19 protein-coding genes are annotated in these 17,319 nt (G+C 66.5%); 11 read left to right on the top strand and 8 right to left on the bottom strand.

The annotated features are described in order from the left end of the window. The first annotated feature begins 26 nt into the window (after positions 1–26). Positions 27–638: a hypothetical protein gene (locus AB0F61_RS13860; RefSeq protein ID WP_357808481.1), complete on the top strand. Its 612-nt coding sequence runs from the start codon at positions 27–29 to the stop codon at positions 636–638. A gap of 161 nt (positions 639–799) precedes the next feature. Here the strand turns inward: AB0F61_RS13860 and AB0F61_RS13855 are convergent, their stop codons facing one another. Then, positions 800–1,948, bottom strand: a complete 1,149-nt coding sequence (locus AB0F61_RS13855) for a hypothetical protein (RefSeq protein ID WP_357808478.1) — start codon at positions 1,946–1,948, stop codon at positions 800–802. A 238-nt stretch (positions 1,949–2,186) separates the two neighbouring features. Between AB0F61_RS13855 and AB0F61_RS13850 the strand changes: the two genes are divergently transcribed. After that, positions 2,187–3,191 carry a hypothetical protein gene (locus AB0F61_RS13850; protein WP_357808475.1) on the top strand — a complete coding sequence of 335 codons (1,005 nt, stop codon included), beginning with the start codon at positions 2,187–2,189 and terminating at the stop codon, positions 3,189–3,191. A gap of 306 nt (positions 3,192–3,497) precedes the next feature. Here AB0F61_RS13850 and ribD read toward each other — a convergent pair whose 3' ends face one another. The 4 genes from ribD to AB0F61_RS13830 all read right to left on the bottom strand — a co-directional run bounded on the left by ribD (position 3,498) and on the right by AB0F61_RS13830 (position 6,993). After that, positions 3,498–4,382 carry a bifunctional diaminohydroxyphosphoribosylaminopyrimidine deaminase/5-amino-6-(5-phosphoribosylamino)uracil reductase RibD gene (ribD, locus tag AB0F61_RS13845; RefSeq protein ID WP_357808472.1) on the bottom strand — a complete coding sequence of 295 codons (885 nt, stop codon included), beginning with the start codon at positions 4,380–4,382 and terminating at the stop codon, positions 3,498–3,500. Then, a complete protein-coding gene (locus tag AB0F61_RS13840) occupies positions 4,382–5,626 on the bottom strand; it encodes a hypothetical protein (RefSeq protein WP_357808469.1) in 1,245 nt (414 codons plus the stop codon). The genes ribD and AB0F61_RS13840 overlap by 1 nt, the downstream gene beginning before the upstream one ends. A gap of 288 nt (positions 5,627–5,914) precedes the next feature. Then, positions 5,915–6,109 (bottom strand): DUF397 domain-containing protein, encoded by a 195-nt coding sequence (locus AB0F61_RS13835; protein WP_357808466.1) that lies wholly within the window; start codon positions 6,107–6,109, stop codon positions 5,915–5,917. Continuing rightward, entirely contained in the window at positions 6,106–6,993 is an 888-nt protein-coding gene (locus tag AB0F61_RS13830) for a helix-turn-helix transcriptional regulator (protein ID WP_357808463.1), read from the bottom strand. Before AB0F61_RS13830 ends, AB0F61_RS13835 begins: the two co-directional genes overlap by 4 nt. 431 nt (positions 6,994–7,424) lie before the next feature. Here AB0F61_RS13830 and AB0F61_RS13825 point away from each other — a divergent pair, with 431 nt between their 5' ends. The 9 genes from AB0F61_RS13825 (at position 7,425) to AB0F61_RS13785 (ending at position 14,836) form a co-directional block, all read left to right on the top strand. Further along, positions 7,425–7,682: a hypothetical protein gene (locus AB0F61_RS13825; protein ID WP_357808460.1), complete on the top strand. Its 258-nt coding sequence runs from the start codon at positions 7,425–7,427 to the stop codon at positions 7,680–7,682. Then, complete coding sequence (locus tag AB0F61_RS13820) at positions 7,679–7,954, top strand: hypothetical protein (RefSeq protein WP_357808457.1); 276 nt, start codon at positions 7,679–7,681, stop codon at positions 7,952–7,954. Before AB0F61_RS13825 ends, AB0F61_RS13820 begins: the two co-directional genes overlap by 4 nt. A 226-nt stretch (positions 7,955–8,180) precedes the next feature. Beyond that, positions 8,181–8,918 carry a GPP34 family phosphoprotein gene (locus tag AB0F61_RS13815; protein WP_357808454.1) on the top strand — a complete coding sequence of 246 codons (738 nt, stop codon included), beginning with the start codon at positions 8,181–8,183 and terminating at the stop codon, positions 8,916–8,918. A gap of 38 nt (positions 8,919–8,956) precedes the next feature. Then, positions 8,957–10,459, top strand: coding sequence for an APC family permease (locus AB0F61_RS13810; protein ID WP_357808451.1), 1,503 nt, complete (start codon positions 8,957–8,959; stop codon positions 10,457–10,459). 8 nt (positions 10,460–10,467) lie between these two features. Next, entirely contained in the window at positions 10,468–11,127 is a 660-nt protein-coding gene (locus AB0F61_RS13805; RefSeq protein ID WP_357808448.1) for a GNAT family N-acetyltransferase, read from the top strand. After that, a complete protein-coding gene (locus AB0F61_RS13800) occupies positions 11,124–11,756 on the top strand; it encodes a GNAT family N-acetyltransferase (protein WP_357808445.1) in 633 nt (210 codons plus the stop codon). Before AB0F61_RS13805 ends, AB0F61_RS13800 begins: the two co-directional genes overlap by 4 nt. A gap of 287 nt (positions 11,757–12,043) precedes the next feature. Next, the gene (locus tag AB0F61_RS13795) at positions 12,044–12,730 is read left to right on the top strand and encodes a hypothetical protein (protein WP_357808442.1); all 687 of its coding nucleotides are present in this window, start codon (positions 12,044–12,046) and stop codon (positions 12,728–12,730) included. A 47-nt stretch (positions 12,731–12,777) separates the two neighbouring features. Continuing rightward, on the top strand, positions 12,778–14,154 hold the full coding sequence (gene fxlM, locus AB0F61_RS13790; protein ID WP_357808439.1) for a methyltransferase, FxLD system: 1,377 nt from the start codon (positions 12,778–12,780) through the stop codon (positions 14,152–14,154). A 94-nt stretch (positions 14,155–14,248) separates the two neighbouring features. Beyond that, a complete protein-coding gene (locus AB0F61_RS13785; RefSeq protein WP_357808436.1) occupies positions 14,249–14,836 on the top strand; it encodes a hypothetical protein in 588 nt (195 codons plus the stop codon). Positions 14,837–15,060: 224 nt separating this feature from the next. Here the strand turns inward: AB0F61_RS13785 and AB0F61_RS13780 are convergent, their stop codons facing one another. From AB0F61_RS13780 to AB0F61_RS13770, 3 genes are read right to left on the bottom strand one after another with little or no spacing between them, the layout of a single operon-like run. Further along, positions 15,061–16,377 (bottom strand): hypothetical protein, encoded by a 1,317-nt coding sequence (locus tag AB0F61_RS13780; protein ID WP_357808433.1) that lies wholly within the window; start codon positions 16,375–16,377, stop codon positions 15,061–15,063. Next, positions 16,374–16,679 carry a hypothetical protein gene (locus AB0F61_RS13775; protein ID WP_357808430.1) on the bottom strand — a complete coding sequence of 102 codons (306 nt, stop codon included), beginning with the start codon at positions 16,677–16,679 and terminating at the stop codon, positions 16,374–16,376. The genes AB0F61_RS13780 and AB0F61_RS13775 overlap by 4 nt, the downstream gene beginning before the upstream one ends. A 9-nt stretch (positions 16,680–16,688) precedes the next feature. Further along, the gene (locus AB0F61_RS13770; RefSeq protein ID WP_357808427.1) at positions 16,689–17,222 is read right to left on the bottom strand and encodes a hypothetical protein; all 534 of its coding nucleotides are present in this window, start codon (positions 17,220–17,222) and stop codon (positions 16,689–16,691) included. Between the last annotated feature and the right edge of the window lie 97 nt (positions 17,223–17,319).

Here is a 17,319-nt window from a genome sequence, read left to right as displayed (position 1 = left end):
AGCGCGCCTCCGAGGATGGATATGCCATGCGGCTTCTAATGCTTCAGCTACCTGCACTCGTCGGGGTGCTCGTCGGCGCCGTCGCGACGTACATGACCACTGCGGCACAGGAGGGGAGCCGCTGGCGCAGGCATCAGTCGATCCGTTGGGACGAGCGGCGGCTGGCCGCCTATTCGGACTACGCGCATGCCGTCAAGAAGGTTATCTCGATTGCGGTACGCCTCGCCGCCAAGCGTGGCGTCTATAAGGACGACTTCTGGTTTGGTGGGGAGACGAGCGAAGCTGAACCTATCGATGCGGAGGACGAGCGAACGACCAAGTGGGAAGCGGTGCTAATGCTGGGTGACGAGGCAGTAGTCGCGGCTGCGCGGGAGTGGCATCAGGTGACCTTCCGCCTCATGCGGTTGGCCGTCGGACAGTCCAGTGACTTGACGTGGCACCAGGCTGTAAAGGCTGCCGGTCAAGCACGAGGTCGGTTCTACACGGCGGTGCGCAAAGACCTCGGCGTGAAACTTGGGGAGTCATCCGAGCCTTACGAGTGGCAGATGTCCAAGTGGCTGGTGAACAGGCCCGAAGATCGGCACAACGTCGCTGCCCATAACACGGTCGATCCAGAGCGCCAGGGACAGCCGCTCTGATCTCGGCACGACGCGCGCTGAATGCTGCCATCCTTGTCCATGTTCTGTTATGCCCGGTCTGCGGCAGAAAGGTGAAAGGTGTCTGCGAGTTGCGACGCCGTCGCGCCGCAAGCCGCTGATGGCCTGGGTGTTTACTTACGTCTAGTCGGCAAGACCGGGCGTCAGCACCGGACGTATCCCAGAGCCTCGTCACGCAGCCCTTCCAGCACTTCGAAGTTATGCAGCATGACGCCGGGGTCGTAGGTATGGGTCACCTTCAGCCTCGACATCCGATCGAGCACCTCCTCATCGGTCAGCTGGGCTAGCCACCCTGCGATCTGCTGGTCGCTCGGGGAGCCGTCCACCCGGCCGATCAGATCGACCAGGTCGGTCCGGACGACTGCCGCGCTCAAGCGCCGACTATGGCGATCTGCTGCCGACGTCGTCGAACCCATCGACATCGCGCGGCGTTCGTCCTGATGACCAACGGCGATCTCATAGCGCGTGGGCAGCGCCAGCTCGGGCGGCTCAGTGCCCGTGACGAGGCGCGGCACCGCCTGGGTGCGGACCCAACGGGAGATCTCATCGAGCTCCTGCATCAGCACCGGCCACCGGTCCGTGCCCGGTCGATTGATCCCGACCGTCGGAAACAGCGTGACGGGGATGATGGTGCCGATCGGGGTCTCCGCGATGACGTCGCCCACGCGCAGCGGCTCTTCGGGCCGCGGTGGCAGGTCGCGTACCGAGCGGGGCATCTGGTCATCCTGGTACATGGTAGCCAAGCGGACCGCGGTGATCGCGGGCGTCCTATGCTTCGCGTGGTTCGTGTGGAGCACCAGTCGAGCCAGAGGGTGCATCTGAGGATCGCTCTGACGGTGGAAGGGCTGCAGGCGATCGATCCGCCGCACGAGTTCGCTGCTAGCTCGAAGCGATGGCGGACGGATACGCAACTGCTTCTTCGTCCACTCCTCGAACTTCTCGTATGTGTCCGACGCGGGCATCTCCACGACGCGGGCCGCCTTTTCATCGAGCGACGCACCGTCCAAGAACTCGACCTCGGCGAACAGCGTGTGCTCAAGCGCGGCCCGCAGTGCCACCAACGCGTCGGCGACGAGGAGGGGCACCTTGCGTGGGATCGGAGCCACGCTGCCCACAACGGTCCGACTGAATGCTCCCAACGGAACCTCACGCAAGCCGAGCACGCCTTGGGCCTGTGTCTGGTAGGCGAAGAGCAGATCGCCGACCTGTCCGATCAGCTCATCCGCGTGCGAGAGCGTCGCGGCGACGCCGAGATGGCGCTCGGGGAGCCAATGGTGCGTCGAGTCCGTCACGCCGCGATTTTACGTGTTTCGAAGTCTGGCCCCCTCGTGCAACGCACCGTTTTCGGCACGATCGCACGGTGGGCGCTGCCGTCCTTGGTCACGTTCTGTGGCGTCCGGTCGGAAGCAGAAGTGGCAGCTCGAGAACCCCATTGCCCCTGCTCCCCTGGAGCTGTCGGCAATCGCTCGCGGCAGTGTCGTATGCGCCGTTTAACCTCGTGCTTCTTGACAGGCGACCGGAGGGAGGGTCATGACGGGCTGGGACGGAGTGCGGTTGTGGGGCGGCGGCGAGGATGAGGTGCTGGCTCGTCTGGCGGCGGGAGCCGATCCCTGCATGCCACTCGGGCATGACTCGGCACTGCACGTCGCGGCGGAGCACTGGCCGCCGGCAGTCGTGGCCGCGATGGCCGCGGCGGCATCCAATGTCGATTGCCTGTCCGACGGCCGGTCTCCGCTGTGGCTGGCGGTTCACTCCCGGCGCCACGACAACGCCCGCGTGCTAGCGGCTGCTGGTGCGGACCCGTGGCAGCCGATGATGGCCGGCTGGTCACCCGGTCGGCTCAGCCTCGCAAGCCCCGAACCCGACCTGTTCGGCGCCGCCCCTGCCGGTGTCGAACTGAGCCCAGCCGAGCGCGAAGCCGTCGCATTGGCCGGTGAGCTGGGCGAACGTTTGCAGGTCGACTACTACGACGGGACCGGGCTTCTCTGCGTCGCGGGCATCGACGCGACCGAGGCGATCCGCCGGCTCGACGGCACCCCGATGACCGAGGACGAACTCCTCGCCCACTACGACGTCGACATCGACGTCGACGAGGAGCCCGAGCCAGGCGACGAGGACGACTGGGGCTGGCTTTCGGAGATGAACGATCTGCTACTCGTGGGCGTCACCGATGTGCCCGGCGGCTGCGTGATCACCCAGCCCTGGGGATACCAGCCACAGACACCCCTGATCGGTCGGCTGCTATCCGCCGGCACCGTCGCCTACGGCCTCTACGCGAACCCGAAAAGCGGCAACCAGGGCAGCATCCACCGCGATGGGGAGACGATCGGCTGGGACCTGCACCCCGGCGGCGCCGCGTGGAGCACAGACACCAGCCAGATGGTCCTACTCAGCTACCTCTACCGGCTGCAGGCCCCCGCATACGCGTGCGCGTTCGTGGGCCTGCGCCCTGTCGACGCTCAATGCATCACCGGCCCCGCCGATCAATGGGTTCTACTGCCCGACCGGAACTACTGGGCCAGCAAGACAGTGTGATGACGTCAGGAGCGATGAGGCACTGCCTTGTCAGGTCGAACGGCGAAGATGCCCAGGTGCGGGAGGTGATGGAAGGCCATCGGCAACTACGCCGCTGACGGTAGATCCCGGCGAAATTGCGAGGCCACGGTGCCGCGATCAGTCGTCCGCATGTCGCAAGATTGCGGCACTCTTCTCGGCAGGTCAGTGCGGCGAGCCATAACCGCCGCCTCCCGGCAGTAGGCCTTGCGATCGATGCGTGATCGATGGTTCTCCTACTGAGGGCCGCGGTGACAAGCAGGTGTTCGGACGCGGACCTTATCCGCGCTACACGTAGAGGCGTCGCATGCGGAACGTCAACGAGTCTGCATGACCCGCGACTTCGATCGCTCGGAAACCGATCGGCACGAGGTCGGGGTGGACCACTTCCAACGCTCGAGACGGGTCACTGCGCGGCACAGAGACGACGATCTCATCGACGTCGTGCAGGTGCGGTCGTATAGCGGCAACGTGCTCGTGACCGACTACAAGCACGCTGCGTACGCCGCCTTCATAGGCGGCTGACAGCCACTGCGAAAGGCCTACGTCGATGTCGGCATCACCGGGCAGTGCGAAGTGGGCGCTAGCATGACCTCCCGGGATGCCCTCGTCGACGGTCTTGCCCTCAAGGACGAGATCCGCGTTGGCGCGAAGGTCGAGCAGGAGCCGTTCTTCCTCCGACGATTGATGTCCACCATCCGCTGCGAACGCCCACGTCAGATACGGCCTACGGCGCACGGTCGCGGTCAGCCACGGCTCGAGGACGGTCAGGGCTTCGTCGCGCAACACGTCAGTCTCGACCTCGACGCCTCCGGCGGCGAGCATCGAGGCGCCACCTTCACCGCGGGACGTCGGATCCATGACGGCGATGACCACCCGGGAGACGCCAGCGTTGATCAGCTCCTGGCGACACGCCGGCGTGACTCCGACGTGGTTGCAAGGTTCAAGCGTGACGACAGCCGTGCCGCCTCGGGCTGCACCTCCCGCTGCGTTGAGAGCGTGCGCTTCAGCGTGCGGCTCTCCTTTGCGGCGGTGGAACCCCGCGCCCACTACCGTCCCAGCCTGATCCAGGATCACACACCCGACGGGCGGGTTCGGGCTCGTGGTGCCCAGCCCAAGAGCGGAGAGCGTGATGGCGTGCCGCATCGCGGACAGCTCGAGGTCGGAGGCCATCAGGCAGTCTCCACAAGGTCGTCGAGGAACGCACGGACGTCGGCCAAGTGGCGGTGCTTATCGACAGCGGAGCCGATCTGGCCGAGTTGGTGCAGGATCCGGCGCGATCCGGCTCGCCGAGCGATCGGTAGGGCGATATGTGCCGTGGCGGCGGCTTGCTCAGGCTGCTCAGCCGCGACATGGGCTGCGGCCTTGGTCAGCAGGGCTGCAGTGAAATCCTGGCGGTGGATCGATGGAATCGACGGCAGCGCAGCGTCGAGCACCGTGATGGCCTCCTCCGGCCGACGTCCAATTCTCAGGCACGTGCCTCGATGAACCTCGATGTAGCCGCTTGTGCAGTAGGAGGCGTGCTCGCCTTCGGGCTTGCCTGGACTGCGGTCTGCGGCCCACTCATGCGCTTTGTCCAGGAGCTGCATGGCCTTGCGATGCTCGCCGACTGTGGCGAGCGCGTGGGCATGCTGCACGCGGAGTGCTGCGCGCACCGGACTGGGTACCTTCTTGTCCTGCAGCATTGCAGCTTCGGCCTCTTCGATAGCACGCCGCGGCTCGCCGGCGATAAGCCAGTGCTGACTGCTGCGGTACGTCGCCCACGCTGTCATGGTTGGATCAGCGATCTGATCTGCCCAGTTGAGCGCCTTCCGTGTCCAATGCTGGGCCGATGGGGCGTCGTTGAGTGAGTGGTTCAGCCACGCGGCCGATTCGGCGTACTGGGCCGCCAGGCGTACGAGGCTGGGACGAAACGACGATGGCACGTCGTTGAGCAGCCGGTCGAGCAGATTGAGCTGAGCCGTGACCCCGATCAGGGCGTACTGCGGTCCGAACAGCTTGTCGTTCTGGACCAGCAGGTGCCACTGGGTGCGCAGCTGATAGATCGTCTCATCCCAGCTTCCCGGCACCGGCTGCTCAGTGCGTCGGTTGGCGGTAGTGGTGACGTCGGTACGCCGCGGGCTGTAGAGGTCTAGTTGGCCATCGGTGGTGGCACCGAGAACGTGGCGGAGGGCAGCGCGACGCTCTTCGCTGGGCCAACGGTGCTCGCCACGTTCGAGTTTGCCGATCCAGCGAGAGTCGACGTAGTGCGCGGTGAGGACCCGGCCGGGGTAGAGCCGATCGAGAGCGGCGTTGACGGCGTCGGCCAGCTCGCTGCGCGACAGTGATTGACCTGGCCGCCGAGGTGAGGCAAGACGGCGGCGGGCGCCGCTGAGCAGGGTATTCGGGCTGATCACCGTATCCGGGTGGCGCGGCACTACCGCTCCCGGCGCTTACGCAGGTGAAGGCCGAGACCTTCGTCGCCGTCACCTCTGGGCTGCCGACCGAGGTCGACAACGGTATCGGGATGACGTGACACCGGCTCCCCCTTTCACGTCCGCCCGTAGCGGGCGCTTCGCTGCTGCTGGTCGGCTACTCGAAGCCATGTGGATTCGATGTACAGGATGCCAACATCGGGCCCAGAGGGCCACGGTTCCGTTGGGATCAAGCCCTCACGTCGAAGGTCGAGCCGCACCGTATGGGGCTGCAGTGCACGCTCGGCGGTATCAAAGGCTGAACTTGCCGGCCCGGAGGCCACTGGTGAAAGCGCTCCAAGTGGCGGGGCGGAATTCCAGTGTCGGACCGGTGGCGTCCTTCGAGTCGCGCACGCCGACAGTGCCGTCGACGGCGTTGGCGACCTCGACGCAGTTGCCATCGTCGCTGCGGGTGGACTTGCGCCAGCTCGTGTATCGCGAGGTCATGCCGGAACTCCTTTGATGGGTGACAAATCCTGCGCCGTGACGCGGAGCAGATGAATGCTGATGTCAGGTGCAAGCGCGGCGGCCTTCAGCCGACTGTGCAGGCTCAGATAGGGCTGGACCTCATCCGGCTCGGTGTAAATCAGATCACTCGTGAGCGTGTCGGCGGCGACAGCCAGGCAGTCCGGCGTGTCGCGGTAGCGGTAGATCGAGTACGCGGACCTGGGCGCGCTGTGGCCCTTGATGGAGGCGTCGATCGGTAGCACGCGGACGGTCACGGTTGGGTGTGCAGCGCAGACGGCGACGATGTGCCGGAGCTGGTCGGCGACGATGTGTGGGTCGGCGGCGCAGCGTCGGATCGCGATCTCGTCGAGCACGACGTCGTAGCGCGGCCCATCGGCGGCGAGTAGCAGTCGGTGCCGGTGCGCACGGGCAGCCACGGCTGCGACGGGGTCGAAGGTCTCGGGGTGACGGCCAGGGTCACTCCGCAGCCGAGCATCGGCGAACGCCTTCGTCTGGAGCAGACCGGGAACCAACGCCAGGGCGTACTCGGTGATGGCTGTGGTGCCGCTCTCCAGGTCGGCGTAGGTGGCCTGCCGGGCACCCATCTGTTCCGCGTGCGCCGTCCACCATCCCCGCGCCCAGCCGTCGGTCGCCGCGTCCATGATGGCCGTGCGCCGGTTGGCGCCGACTGCCAGGTAGTCACAGATCACGCTGACCAGATCGACGTCGGGGCCGAGGCGCCCATTCTCTAGAGCACTGAGCTGTTGCCGCGGAAATCCGACCGCGCGTGCGAGTGGTTCCGCGGCCAGCCCGTGCTCGTTGCGCAGGCGCCTGATCTCGCGTCCAAGCCATCGTCGCCGGACGTACGGACTGGGTCTGGTCACCGGCGGCCTCCACGGCTTCGTCCCAAGCCGGTCGACCATGCGGCCGGCTCGGTGACCTCAATGTAACCCCGACAAACAGCGAAACGATCTTGTAGACGGTTCCTGCGCAGCCATGAATGCGCAGCTCAGAGGATGGTCGGACCGGAGGTCGGTATACGAGGTCAGACCAAAGGTCGGCATTCCCAGTCGCACAGCATTCAGTGATCGTTGAGTCGCATTCAGTTGTTTGCAGGGTGGGCCAGGCCCACCGAGCGGTCGCTCAATCGCCCGAGATCCAGCTGGGCAGGTGCCTGTTTCGGCACTACCCAGCGAACAGGGTGCAGGGGCCCGTCGCGTCCCCCGCGCGAGTCGGTCCCTGCACCCGCCGGACGGATGTGCGGCCAGCGCCGGAGGATCCCGGCCGCGCGCCCAGCCAGTGAGGGGAGATGAGGGTGGCGAAGCGAATCAAGTGGTTCGTCCCAGCACAGGACGGTCGGCAGTACCGGCCGTTCGGCATCGACTGCGAAGGCGCGGCGACGCTGTTCGGTCACCACGGCGGATGGAACCGGACCGGCACTGCCGGCCCGAACCAGGCCTCCCCTCAAGAGCTCGCTGCAGAGAACCGTGCCTTCTGGGCCGGTCTTGATCGGGTGCCTGCCGATTGGCAGATCCGTCCCAACCCTCAGGGCGACGAGACGCCAGCACCATGAGCGACCCCGGCAATCTGCCCAGCGTGGAGCCCGGGACGCTGCTGAGGATCGGCCCCGACGATTGGTCTTTCGGGCGGGACCTGACCCCTGGCACGCACGTCGATGTCGTCGTCGCCTGGCTCCGAACCGACCTCGCCCACCTCAGTGAAGAGTGGATCTGGGTACGCGGCCACCGACCCCAATGCGACTACCTCAAGGTTGATCTACACCCGCCCTGTATGGAGTTGCGTGTCAGCGTCGCCGCGCTACACCAGATCACGCAGACGCCGTGACGAGCACCGACGAGAGCGACCGTCCCGTCGACCGTTTCGAGGCGGCCCGCCTGACGGTGCTCCAGCACGTAGATGACCGCACCTGCTTCCACTGCAGGGACAACGATTGCGAGCAGCACGCCTGGGCAGTGGAGGAGCTCACCCACCACGCCGGGGGCCGAGACCTCCTCCGCCGGCTCGGGCTCCTCCTCGCCGCCGACAACTCACCTCCGAAAGGCGAGCCGCGGTGAACAGACCACCTGGCGCAGCGCATGAAGAGGCCATACCCATCTACAACGACCCGGCACCGCCACGTCGGCCGGTGCGAGCCGTCGGTATCGCTGCCGCAGTCACCCCTCGCATCGCCAATGAATTCTTCTACATGGCGCACGACGATCAGACCGGCCGGCCCCGGCTCTTCGACACCGCACTCGCCTCAGGCCTCGCCGCCGCGCTGCTGGCCGAGCTGTACTACATGCGCCGGATCACGTTCGAGCACGGGAAGGTTCATGTCCTTCGGACGATCCCGCCAAACGATTGGCTGCAACACGTCGTTCTCGACCGGTTGATCGCTCAGCCGCAGCACACCGACACCCGGACCTGGCTGACGTTTCTGTCCACCGCCGCCTACGAGCAGGTAGCCACACGCATGTGGCAGGTCGGGCTTCTCCAACAGCACCAGGTCAGCCGGCTCTGGCGGCAGCGCACCGTTTACCTGCCGACAGACATCAACACTGCCGCCTGGTCCTGGGCACGACTGTCGCAGCAGGTACGCAACTACCGGCAGCTCGACCACTTCGATGTTGCGCTGGCCGGACTGGCGCTGCACACCCAGCTGGACACAGCTCTACTCGACGGCGCGCCCTACAGCGCGCAGACACACCTGCGCCAGCTCGTCAACCAATCGTGGCTACCGCTACGCGACCTCCTCGCCGACCTCAGCAGCGTCATCGGCGCAGGCGTCCTCAGCCACCGCACCACCTGACGTCCGGCGCACCAGACACCCCAGGCGAAAGAGAAACCATGCCCCATCCCAAACCCGACCCGGTTACAGCAGTCCTGGCACGCGGCCGACTCGGAATCCCCTCCGTCGTCTTCTTCGTGATCGCCGCGGCCGCGCCACTCACCGTCATCGCCGGCGGAGCATCCACCGGGTATGCCGTTACCGGCGTGATCGGCATCCCCGTGTCGTACCTGGTCGTCGCCACCGTGCTCGCCGTGTTCGCGATCGGCTACGTCGCCATGTCCCGGCGGATCGTCAACGCCGGCGCCTTCTACACCTACGTCACCCGGGGACTCGGCCGCCCGGCCGGCGTGGCCGCAGCCATGGTCGCGCTACTGGCTTACAACGCCATGCAAATCGGCCTGTACGGCGGGTTCGGCGCGGTCCTCGCCCAGTTCCTGCAGAGCCAGTACGGCTGGCGCACCACTTGGTGGCTGTGCGCTCTGATCGCCTGGGCCGTCGTAGCCGTTCTTGGTCTACTGCGCATCGACCTGAACGGCAAGGTCCTGGCAGCCATGCTCGTCGCCGAGTGCGCCGTCGCACTCGTCTTCGACACGGTAATGATCGGCCACCCCGCAACCGGGACGGTCACCTTCGACACCCTCTCCCCGTCGCACATCTTCGCCGCCGGAATCGGCGCCGCACTGGTCACCGCGATCACAGGATTCGTCGGCTTCGAGGGCACCGTCGTCTTCAGCGAGGAGACCAAGGACCCGCGCCGGACCGTACCGCGCGCCACGTACATCGCCGTGGTGATCACCGGTCTGCTCTACGGCCTGTCGGCGTGGGCCATGTCCGTAGCCACCGGTCCCAACCGGATCGTGGAAGCCGCCCGCGCGGACGGGACCGATCTGATCTTCAACCTCGTCGCGCCGCACCTTGGCACGAGCGTCATCACGATCGGCCGCGTCCTCTTCATCACCAGTCTGTTCGCCGCGCTGCTGTCGTTTCACCACACCGTGGCCCGGTACCTGTTCGCCCTCGGGCGTGAGCGGGTGCTCCCCGCCGCGCTAGGTAAGACCAGCCACCGCACCGGCGCACCGAAGGTTGGCTCGATCATCCAGAGCGTCGTCGCGGTGGTCGTACTCGTTGGCTACGCGGTGGCAAACGCCGACCCGATCGTGCACCTCTTCTTCTGGGTCACGGTGACCGGTGGCCTCGGCGTCCTGGCCCTGATGACCGCGACCTCTGCCGCAGTGGTCGGCTTCTTCGCCCGGATCAGACACACCGAGGGGCCCTGGCGGGCCGTCGTCGCGCCGCTGATCGCCACGGTCGCGCTGGCGGCGATCCTCGCCGTCACTGTGCAGGAGTTCGACACCCTCCTCGGCGTTCACCCGCACTCGCCGCTGCGCTGGCTCATCCCTGCCACGTACGCCGTGGTCGCCGTTCTCGGCGCGACCTGGGCACTCATCCTTCGGGCCGCCAAGCCGGACGTCTACGACGCCATCGGCCTCGGTGCGGAGAGCGCCATCGCGTCCCTCCGCGGCCCTGCCGCCGTCCGCCAGCCCGCTGACTTGAGCTAGGAGTGATCATGACCGACATCAGCACCAGCGTGAAGGTGCGCCAGGCAGGCCGCGACGACGCGGAGGACTTGATTTCCGTCCTCGCCGAGGCATTCTTCGACGGACCCGTAGCCGACTGGTTGGTCCCTGACCACACTGACCGCCGCGCCGTCTACCGCCGGTACTTCGAGCTGGTCCTGAACCACGCCCTCGACAACGGTCACGTCGACACCACCGCAGATCTGTCCGCCGTCGCAATCTGGTACCCGCGCCCCGAACCCCCGCCCAGCTTGCTGGAGCACCCGGCAGCGCTGGAAGCGGCCACCGGCGTGTACGCGCCGAAGTTTGCCCTCCTCGACGCGGTGTTCGAGGCGTTCCACCCAAGCGAGCCACACCACTACCTCGCCTACGCCGCCGTCAACCCGGAGCAGCAGAATCGCGGAGTCGGTGCAACTTTGCTGAGCCACCACCACCGCCAGCTCGACGCGCTCGGCATGCCCGCGTACCTGGAGGCCAGCAACGTCCGCAACCGCGAGCTATACGTCAGACTCGGGTACCGGGCGGGTCCGCCGTTGATCCTTCCCACCGCCGGGCCGACGATCTGGCGGATGTGGCGCGGGCAACCCGCTGCCACCCGGCCTGCGGGCTTCCCCGCAAGCGGACCGCTGCCACGCCGGAGTGCCCTGTGACCCCCGCGGTGACGACCCTGCTCGTACGACCCGGGCAGCCCAATGATGTAGCTGCAATCACCGCTCTCCTTACTCACAGCCTCGCCGAAGACCCGGTGGCTGAGTGGCTTGTTCCCGACCCAACAGAGCGGCAAGCCGTCTTCCAGGGGCTATTGGCAACAGAAATTGACCACGCCGTTGAGTGGGGCGACGTCGACCTGCTGCCGGACATGAGCGGCGTCGCGGTGTGGCGGCGACATCCGGCCGACAACGCTCCGGTGTTGTCCGACCACCATCTGGGCACCTTCACAAGGCGCGCGCTACCCCGATTCCAGCAGCTCAGCTCGCTGGTGGGCAGCTACCGATCCGATGCGCCGCATCAGTGGCTGGCTTGGCTGTACGTGGCACGAAGCCGCCGTGGGCAGGGCATCGGCGCAGAGCTGCTCGCTCGTCACCACCAGATCGTTGACCAACTCGGTTACCCGGTGGACACAGTGGTGACCAACCAGGCCGCCCGGGACTTCCTGCAGGCCAACGGCTACCTCGCGGGCCTGCCGCTGCACCTGCCGAGTGGGCCCCGACTCTGGCCACTGCGCCGCATCGCCCGCACGGGCGCCGTCCGCCCGACGACGTCAAGTCAGCTCGGTTGATCAGCAGTTAACGCCCGAGCCAAGCCCGCCTCGGCGACGGCTCCTGCACCGGGTTCCGACCTACTCAGACACCAGCGAGGAATCAGAGACCTATGGTCAGCTCTACCGCCATCACCCGCTGCATGGTCGTCAGTCTTCTCGGAAGCGTCCTTCTCACCAGCTGCCGGTCGGACACGCCAGCGGGGCAGACACCGGGCCCAGCCACATCGTTGACTCCCAAGAGTCAGCCAGATACCACGTCGAGTGCGACCTCGACCGGCCCAAACCTGACCCCACACCAGCGATTGATGGCCCTGGCCCAAAGCATCTCCACCACACCAACCGACGGCACCGCCGATCTGCCGTACACCTATCTGCACACCCAGACATGGGCCCGCGCGACCAACATGATCGTTCGTACGGACGTGCGGCGGTGGCGCCGCGACGCCGACGGCTCCGGCAAAGAGATCACCCGGCGGCTTCCCGATTTATCCGACGTTGACCATCAGCCGAAACGCGACGAGCGGCAACTCTTTGCGGAGGCGCCCGAAACCTTGACGCGGTACCGGGTGAACACCTTGCATCCGCACCTACCCGGACCGCTTCCGACCGACACGGAAACGCTGGCCGGTGCGCTGGCACCCCGCGAACTGGCCGCCGAGCCTGCCTACCCGCGGATACTCACCGGCGGTGTCGTCGGGCTCGCCACAAGCCAATACCTCAACCGAGAGCAACGGGCGGCAAGCCTCAGAGTCCTCGCCACAGTCCCCCAGATCAAATACCTCGGAAAGACCACTGATCTCGCCGGACGTCCCGGCCTGGGCTTCTCCGTAACCGCCGACAGCTCCACGTCGCAACTCGTGATCGACCCGAACAGCGGCGAGATCCTCGCCGCTCAGGAGCGAGTGACAGGGCGCCGGTCGGGCCTGTTCTCGTACGTCCTCATCCTCGAACGCGGCCACACCGCCAGCACCGGGACCATCGCGAACCCCTGAGTCACCCGCCCAACAGCCACCAGCACTCCAGCCTCCGCGCACAAGGGATGGTGGGGCTGCTGCCCCCAGGAGCGCTACCGCGGCAACACCTCGGGTCAAGGCGGCCCCTGAAGCTCAGATCGGAAGAAGATATGGCAGACGGACCAATGGCGAGAAACATCCTGCCGAAAGCCAAGTCCAAGACCACCAGCACCGACGAGGTGACTTCGCTTCGTGAAGCCGTCGACCTGCGCATCGCGCTCACCGAGCGACTACGCGCCGAGAGCATCATCCGCACGCCCGCCGTCGAGGCTGCGATGCGTCGGATTCCGCGCCACCTGTTCCTTCCCGGAGTACCGCTGGAGCAGGCGCATACCGACAGTCCCGTCCCCACCAAAATCGACGGCTACGGCACCTTGATCAGCGCCGCGTCGCAACCCCGGATCGTGGCCATGATGCTCGAACAACTCGACGCCCGACCGGGCCACCGAGTCATGGAGGTCGGCGCCGGTACCGGCTACAACGCCGCTCTCCTGGCAGCCATCGTTGGCGACACCGGACGCGTCGTCACCATCGACGTTGAGGAGGACCTCGTCGTCGGGGCCGGCGAACACCTCGCCGCCGCCGACCTCACCAACGTCGACGTTATGCACGGCGACGGAGCGCTCGGCCACCCCGAGGGCGCCCCCTACGACCGGATCATCGCCACCGTCGGCGCCTACGAGACGCCGACGGCGTGGCTGGAGCAGCTCGCCCCCGACGGACGACTCGTCGCGCCGCTGCGCCTGCGCGGGGCCGCCTGCCGGTCCATCACCTTCGAGAGGTACGACGGCGGGTGGCGCGACCAGGGCAGTGAGTTGGCCGTGTTCATGCCGCTGCGCGGCATCGGTGACGACGCCCGCCGACTCGTCTCCCTCACTCCGGAGCAGGACGTGATCCTGCAGGTGCACAAAGATCAGGAAGTTGACGCTGCAGCGCTCGCCGGCATACTCGAGACCGAGCGCCGCAAGATCTGGACCGACGTCTTCTTTCCGCCGATGGTGCCGCACGAGTGGATGGACCTTTGGCTGGCCTGCCGCCTCGACAACGCCATCATGCCGATGAACGTGGAGCACACGGCCGTCCAACGCGGCGCCGTCATCCCGATGTTCTCGTGGGGCGCGATGGCGACCACTCGCGACGCCGACTTCGCCTACCTCACTACCAGGCCGACGCCGGCCAGGCCGGGTGGCAGCAGACTCTATGAGGTGGGCGTCATCGGCCACGGACCCAACGGACGGGACCTCGCGTACCAGGTCAGCGAGGAGATCCGCACCTGGAACGCCACCTACCGCTCCCGCACAGTCCGCTTCGAGATTCCCGATGCTCCCGTCGAAGCGGACGCCTCGGTCGGACGCTTCGTCCTCGCCCGGCCGCATCACCCCATCACAGTCACCTGGCAGTGACCAGCACCAAGCCGTGACCGCTTCTGTCTTCTTTGGGGTTGTGCGGTCTCGCAACACTGAGCACGCTCGGTGTGGTCCCGAGATTGGATTCGGCATGCGCTTGTTCTTGCTGCAATTGCCCGCTCTCGTAGGTCTTCTCATCGGCGCCCTCGCCACGTACGTCGCGACCACGGCGCAGGAGCGAGGTCGTTGGCGCCGGCAGCAGGCGGCCCGCTGGGATGAGCGACGGATCACCGCCTACTCGGACTATGCGCATGCCGTCAAGAAGGTCATCTCGATCGCGGTACGCCTCGCCGCGAAACGGGGCGTCTACGAGGACGACCTATGGTTCGGTGGGGAAATCAACGAAGCAGATCTACTCATGGCGGAGGAGAACCGGACGACTCGATGGGAGGCAGTGTTGATGCTGGGTGACGACGCGGTAGTCGCAGCTGCCCGGGAGTGGCACCAGGTGACCTTCCGCCTCATGCGGCTGGCTGTGGGCCAGCCCAGTGACCTGACGTGGAACGAGGCAGTTCGGGCTACCGGTCAGGCGCGAGGTCGCTTTTACACCGCTGCCCGCCGGGATCTCGGTGTGAAGTTCGACGAGTCCTCCGCGCCGTACGAGTGGCAGATGTCCAAGTGGCTGATCGAGAGACCCGAAGACACGAATACCGCTGTTGCCGGCGATCCAGTCGCCTGAATCCGCGGCGCTCTTGCCAGGCGCTGAACAGGCACGATCGGTTTCGCAGTTGCTGCTGCAATCGCAGACGTTCACGGTGTCGAGATGTCCTACGGGCGTCGGGCTGACCCCATCGTCGCTGGCGTTCGCTGCCGACGCGCATGCCGATGAGCCGCGTCGGCGTAGTTAGCGAGTGTGGGCGAGCACCTCGATTTTCCCCTGTAACGAGTTGCGGAGGCGTGCGGTCATGCCGCAGGGCGGTCCGGGCGGGGAGCCCACTTGCCGCCGTCCAACCATCCATCGGCGCCCACCTCGGCCTGCGGGAAGGGCGTCGTGGTGTGGTTGCGGGTGCCGAGGTCGGGACGTTCCTTACGCTCCTGCTCGTCGATCTTGATCAGGTCTGCCATGGCGTCGACGTGCAGGCGCTCGGCCTCCAACAGGAAGGTGACGAATTCCTGTACCACCTTCTGTAGCGCGGCTTCCGGGTTCGAGCACGACGAGAAGAGGCCGTTGACGGCTTCGATGTAGCCCTTGAGGGCCTCAATGAGCTTGCCGATGTGCTGGTAGCCGAGGCTGGCGTACGCGTTGCGGAGGCCTTCCAGCATGCTGGCGGCCTTCTTACCCTCCTCGGCCAGCCAGCGCGTCTGGGTCTCGAGCTGAAGCAGGTAGGCCGAGGCGCGTTCGGCGTACTGGCTGAACGCCTGCGAGGCGCTGCCCTCCCAGTAAAGCTTGAGGTTCTTCAGCTCGCCGTCCATTTCGGCACGCAGCTCGGCGTAGGTGCCGGCGACCGAATGCAAGAGGTCGGCCCGGTTCCAGATCACCTTGGGCGCGGAGCGCCAGGCGTGGACCATCAGGTCCGTCAGTGGAAGGCGGTCGCCGGTGCCGAGCTCGATCAGGATCGCCTCCAGCTGGAGAAGCGTGTCCCGGTGCTCGTGGATAAACGTGTCGAGCTGGTCGCCCTCACCGTTCTCGTAGTAGGTGGTCCGGCCGCCGCTGAAGCCGAGATTGTTGCCGTCGCTGCTGCCGATGGTGATCGGCTCCTCGACGACACGGGTCCGCGGCAGCCGCTCGTTGCGGGTGGCGCCCAGCCGGTCGTTGCCGTCCGGGATCACCAACACCGGCTGGTCGTCCGGGAGTCTGCGGTCGTGCGGTTGAGACAGGATGCCTGCGCCACCTGGACGGACTCGTACGCTGCTGCCGTAGCCGTCGCCGAGCGGCAGATACGGTCCCAGATCCCGGTTGAACACGTCGAGGTTGGTGGCGACGTCTAGCTCGGTGCCCTCGTAGTCGGCGGCGATCTGCATTAGCCCGTCTGCGATACGTTCCATCTCGTTACGGGCAATGGCCGCCTCGGACAATCTGCTACCCAGGGCCGTCGCCCAGTCCCGGTTGAGCTTGTCGGAAATCCCCTCGAGCGTGCCCCAGGCGGCGACCGGGATCGCACCGACGTCGCCGACGTAGCGGCGAACGGCGCTGTAGGTCACCGCGTCCTCGTAACGCTCCACTCCGAAGGCCACCAGGGCCCGCGACTCGACCCGCAGGGCTGACGTATCCGTGGTCATGCTGTGTGCCCCTCCCCCTGCGTTGGCTCGCTCGGAGTGAACAGCTCGACACCAACGGGCGAGCCGAAGTAGTCGATGCGCAACTGGCGGTACCGCCGCCGATGATCCGCCACCGCCGCGAGCAGGGCCGTCCGAATTTCGGACGCCACCTGGTCCGGATTGCACCGGCGCAACATCCCCGGCCGAATGTCGACCTTCAGGTCACCGTCGCGGTCTCGGACGACCGTCACCCAACCGTTGGCGGAGACTCCTTCGGCTTTGATCCGAGCCACGTCCTCGAAGTAGCGCTCCAACTTGCCCACGGCGTCCTCCTAATCCGTGGCCTGCAACGTCATCGCCCGATCGGTGATGCGCTGGGCGCTGGTGTTCGCGTACGTGACGAGCTGCTCGACCGTAGAACCGGCGTTGCTGAAGTCCGCGAGGATGTGGGCGTAACGCTTGTCGGAGGCCAGGAAGACACCTGCGTAAACCTTGTCATTGATCTTTGCCGAGCAGGAACGCGCCACCTCGTATCGTGCCGCGCTCGGGTTCGGGACCTGCTCGCCCTCGCACGGGCCGGTCGTGGCCGTGCTGCGGAGGAAGGCTTCGTCATTGCTCTCGATGACGCTCAGCACGACCCTGCCCTGATACGACTGATCAGCAGAGGTGAAGTCGAGATCGCAGCGGACCCTCGACCTGTCAGCCTCGCGCTTCGGCTCCGTACGCGTCAGGGTCCACGACCCCGCAACGACGTCCGGTAGGGCTGCAGCCAACTCACCGCACGAGGGAACGACCTCGTCGTCGCCGAACGGCCACCACCGCCAACCGCCGAGCAACCCGAGGGCCAGGACGACGACGCCGGCCACGACGGCCAGCTTCTTCCTGCTCATCAGACCCCTCACCGACCAGATCGCCGCTCGTACACGGGAGGCTCCCCGTCGCGTGCCGACGGTTGCAGTGAGG

This window comes from Micromonospora sp. NPDC023888 (assembly GCF_040639415.1).
Classification (GTDB): domain Bacteria; phylum Actinomycetota; class Actinomycetes; order Mycobacteriales; family Micromonosporaceae; genus Micromonospora.
The sequence above is the reverse complement of the archived record's forward strand: the minus strand, read 5'-3'. Positions and strand labels throughout refer to the sequence as shown.

Bases quoted from the DNA above. Each gene is read 5' to 3' on its own strand.
- AB0F61_RS13860 (WP_357808481.1), top strand. From the start codon at position 27: ATGCGGCTTCTAATGCTTCAGCTACCTGCACTCGTCGGGGTGCTCGTC.
- AB0F61_RS13850 (WP_357808475.1), top strand. From the start codon at position 2,187: ATGACGGGCTGGGACGGAGTGCGGTTGTGGGGCGGCGGCGAGGATGAG.
- ribD (WP_357808472.1), bottom strand. From the start codon at position 4,382: ATGGCCTCCGACCTCGAGCTGTCCGCGATGCGGCACGCCATCACGCTC.
- AB0F61_RS13835 (WP_357808466.1), bottom strand. From the start codon at position 6,109: ATGACCTCGCGATACACGAGCTGGCGCAAGTCCACCCGCAGCGACGAT.
- AB0F61_RS13820 (WP_357808457.1), top strand. From the start codon at position 7,679: ATGAGCGACCCCGGCAATCTGCCCAGCGTGGAGCCCGGGACGCTGCTG.
- AB0F61_RS13810 (WP_357808451.1), top strand. From the start codon at position 8,957: ATGCCCCATCCCAAACCCGACCCGGTTACAGCAGTCCTGGCACGCGGC.
- AB0F61_RS13805 (WP_357808448.1), top strand. From the start codon at position 10,468: ATGACCGACATCAGCACCAGCGTGAAGGTGCGCCAGGCAGGCCGCGAC.
- AB0F61_RS13795 (WP_357808442.1), top strand. From the start codon at position 12,044: ATGGCCCTGGCCCAAAGCATCTCCACCACACCAACCGACGGCACCGCC.
- fxlM (WP_357808439.1), top strand. From the start codon at position 12,778: ATGGTGGGGCTGCTGCCCCCAGGAGCGCTACCGCGGCAACACCTCGGG.
- AB0F61_RS13785 (WP_357808436.1), top strand. From the start codon at position 14,249: ATGCGCTTGTTCTTGCTGCAATTGCCCGCTCTCGTAGGTCTTCTCATC.
- AB0F61_RS13780 (WP_357808433.1), bottom strand. From the start codon at position 16,377: ATGACCACGGATACGTCAGCCCTGCGGGTCGAGTCGCGGGCCCTGGTG.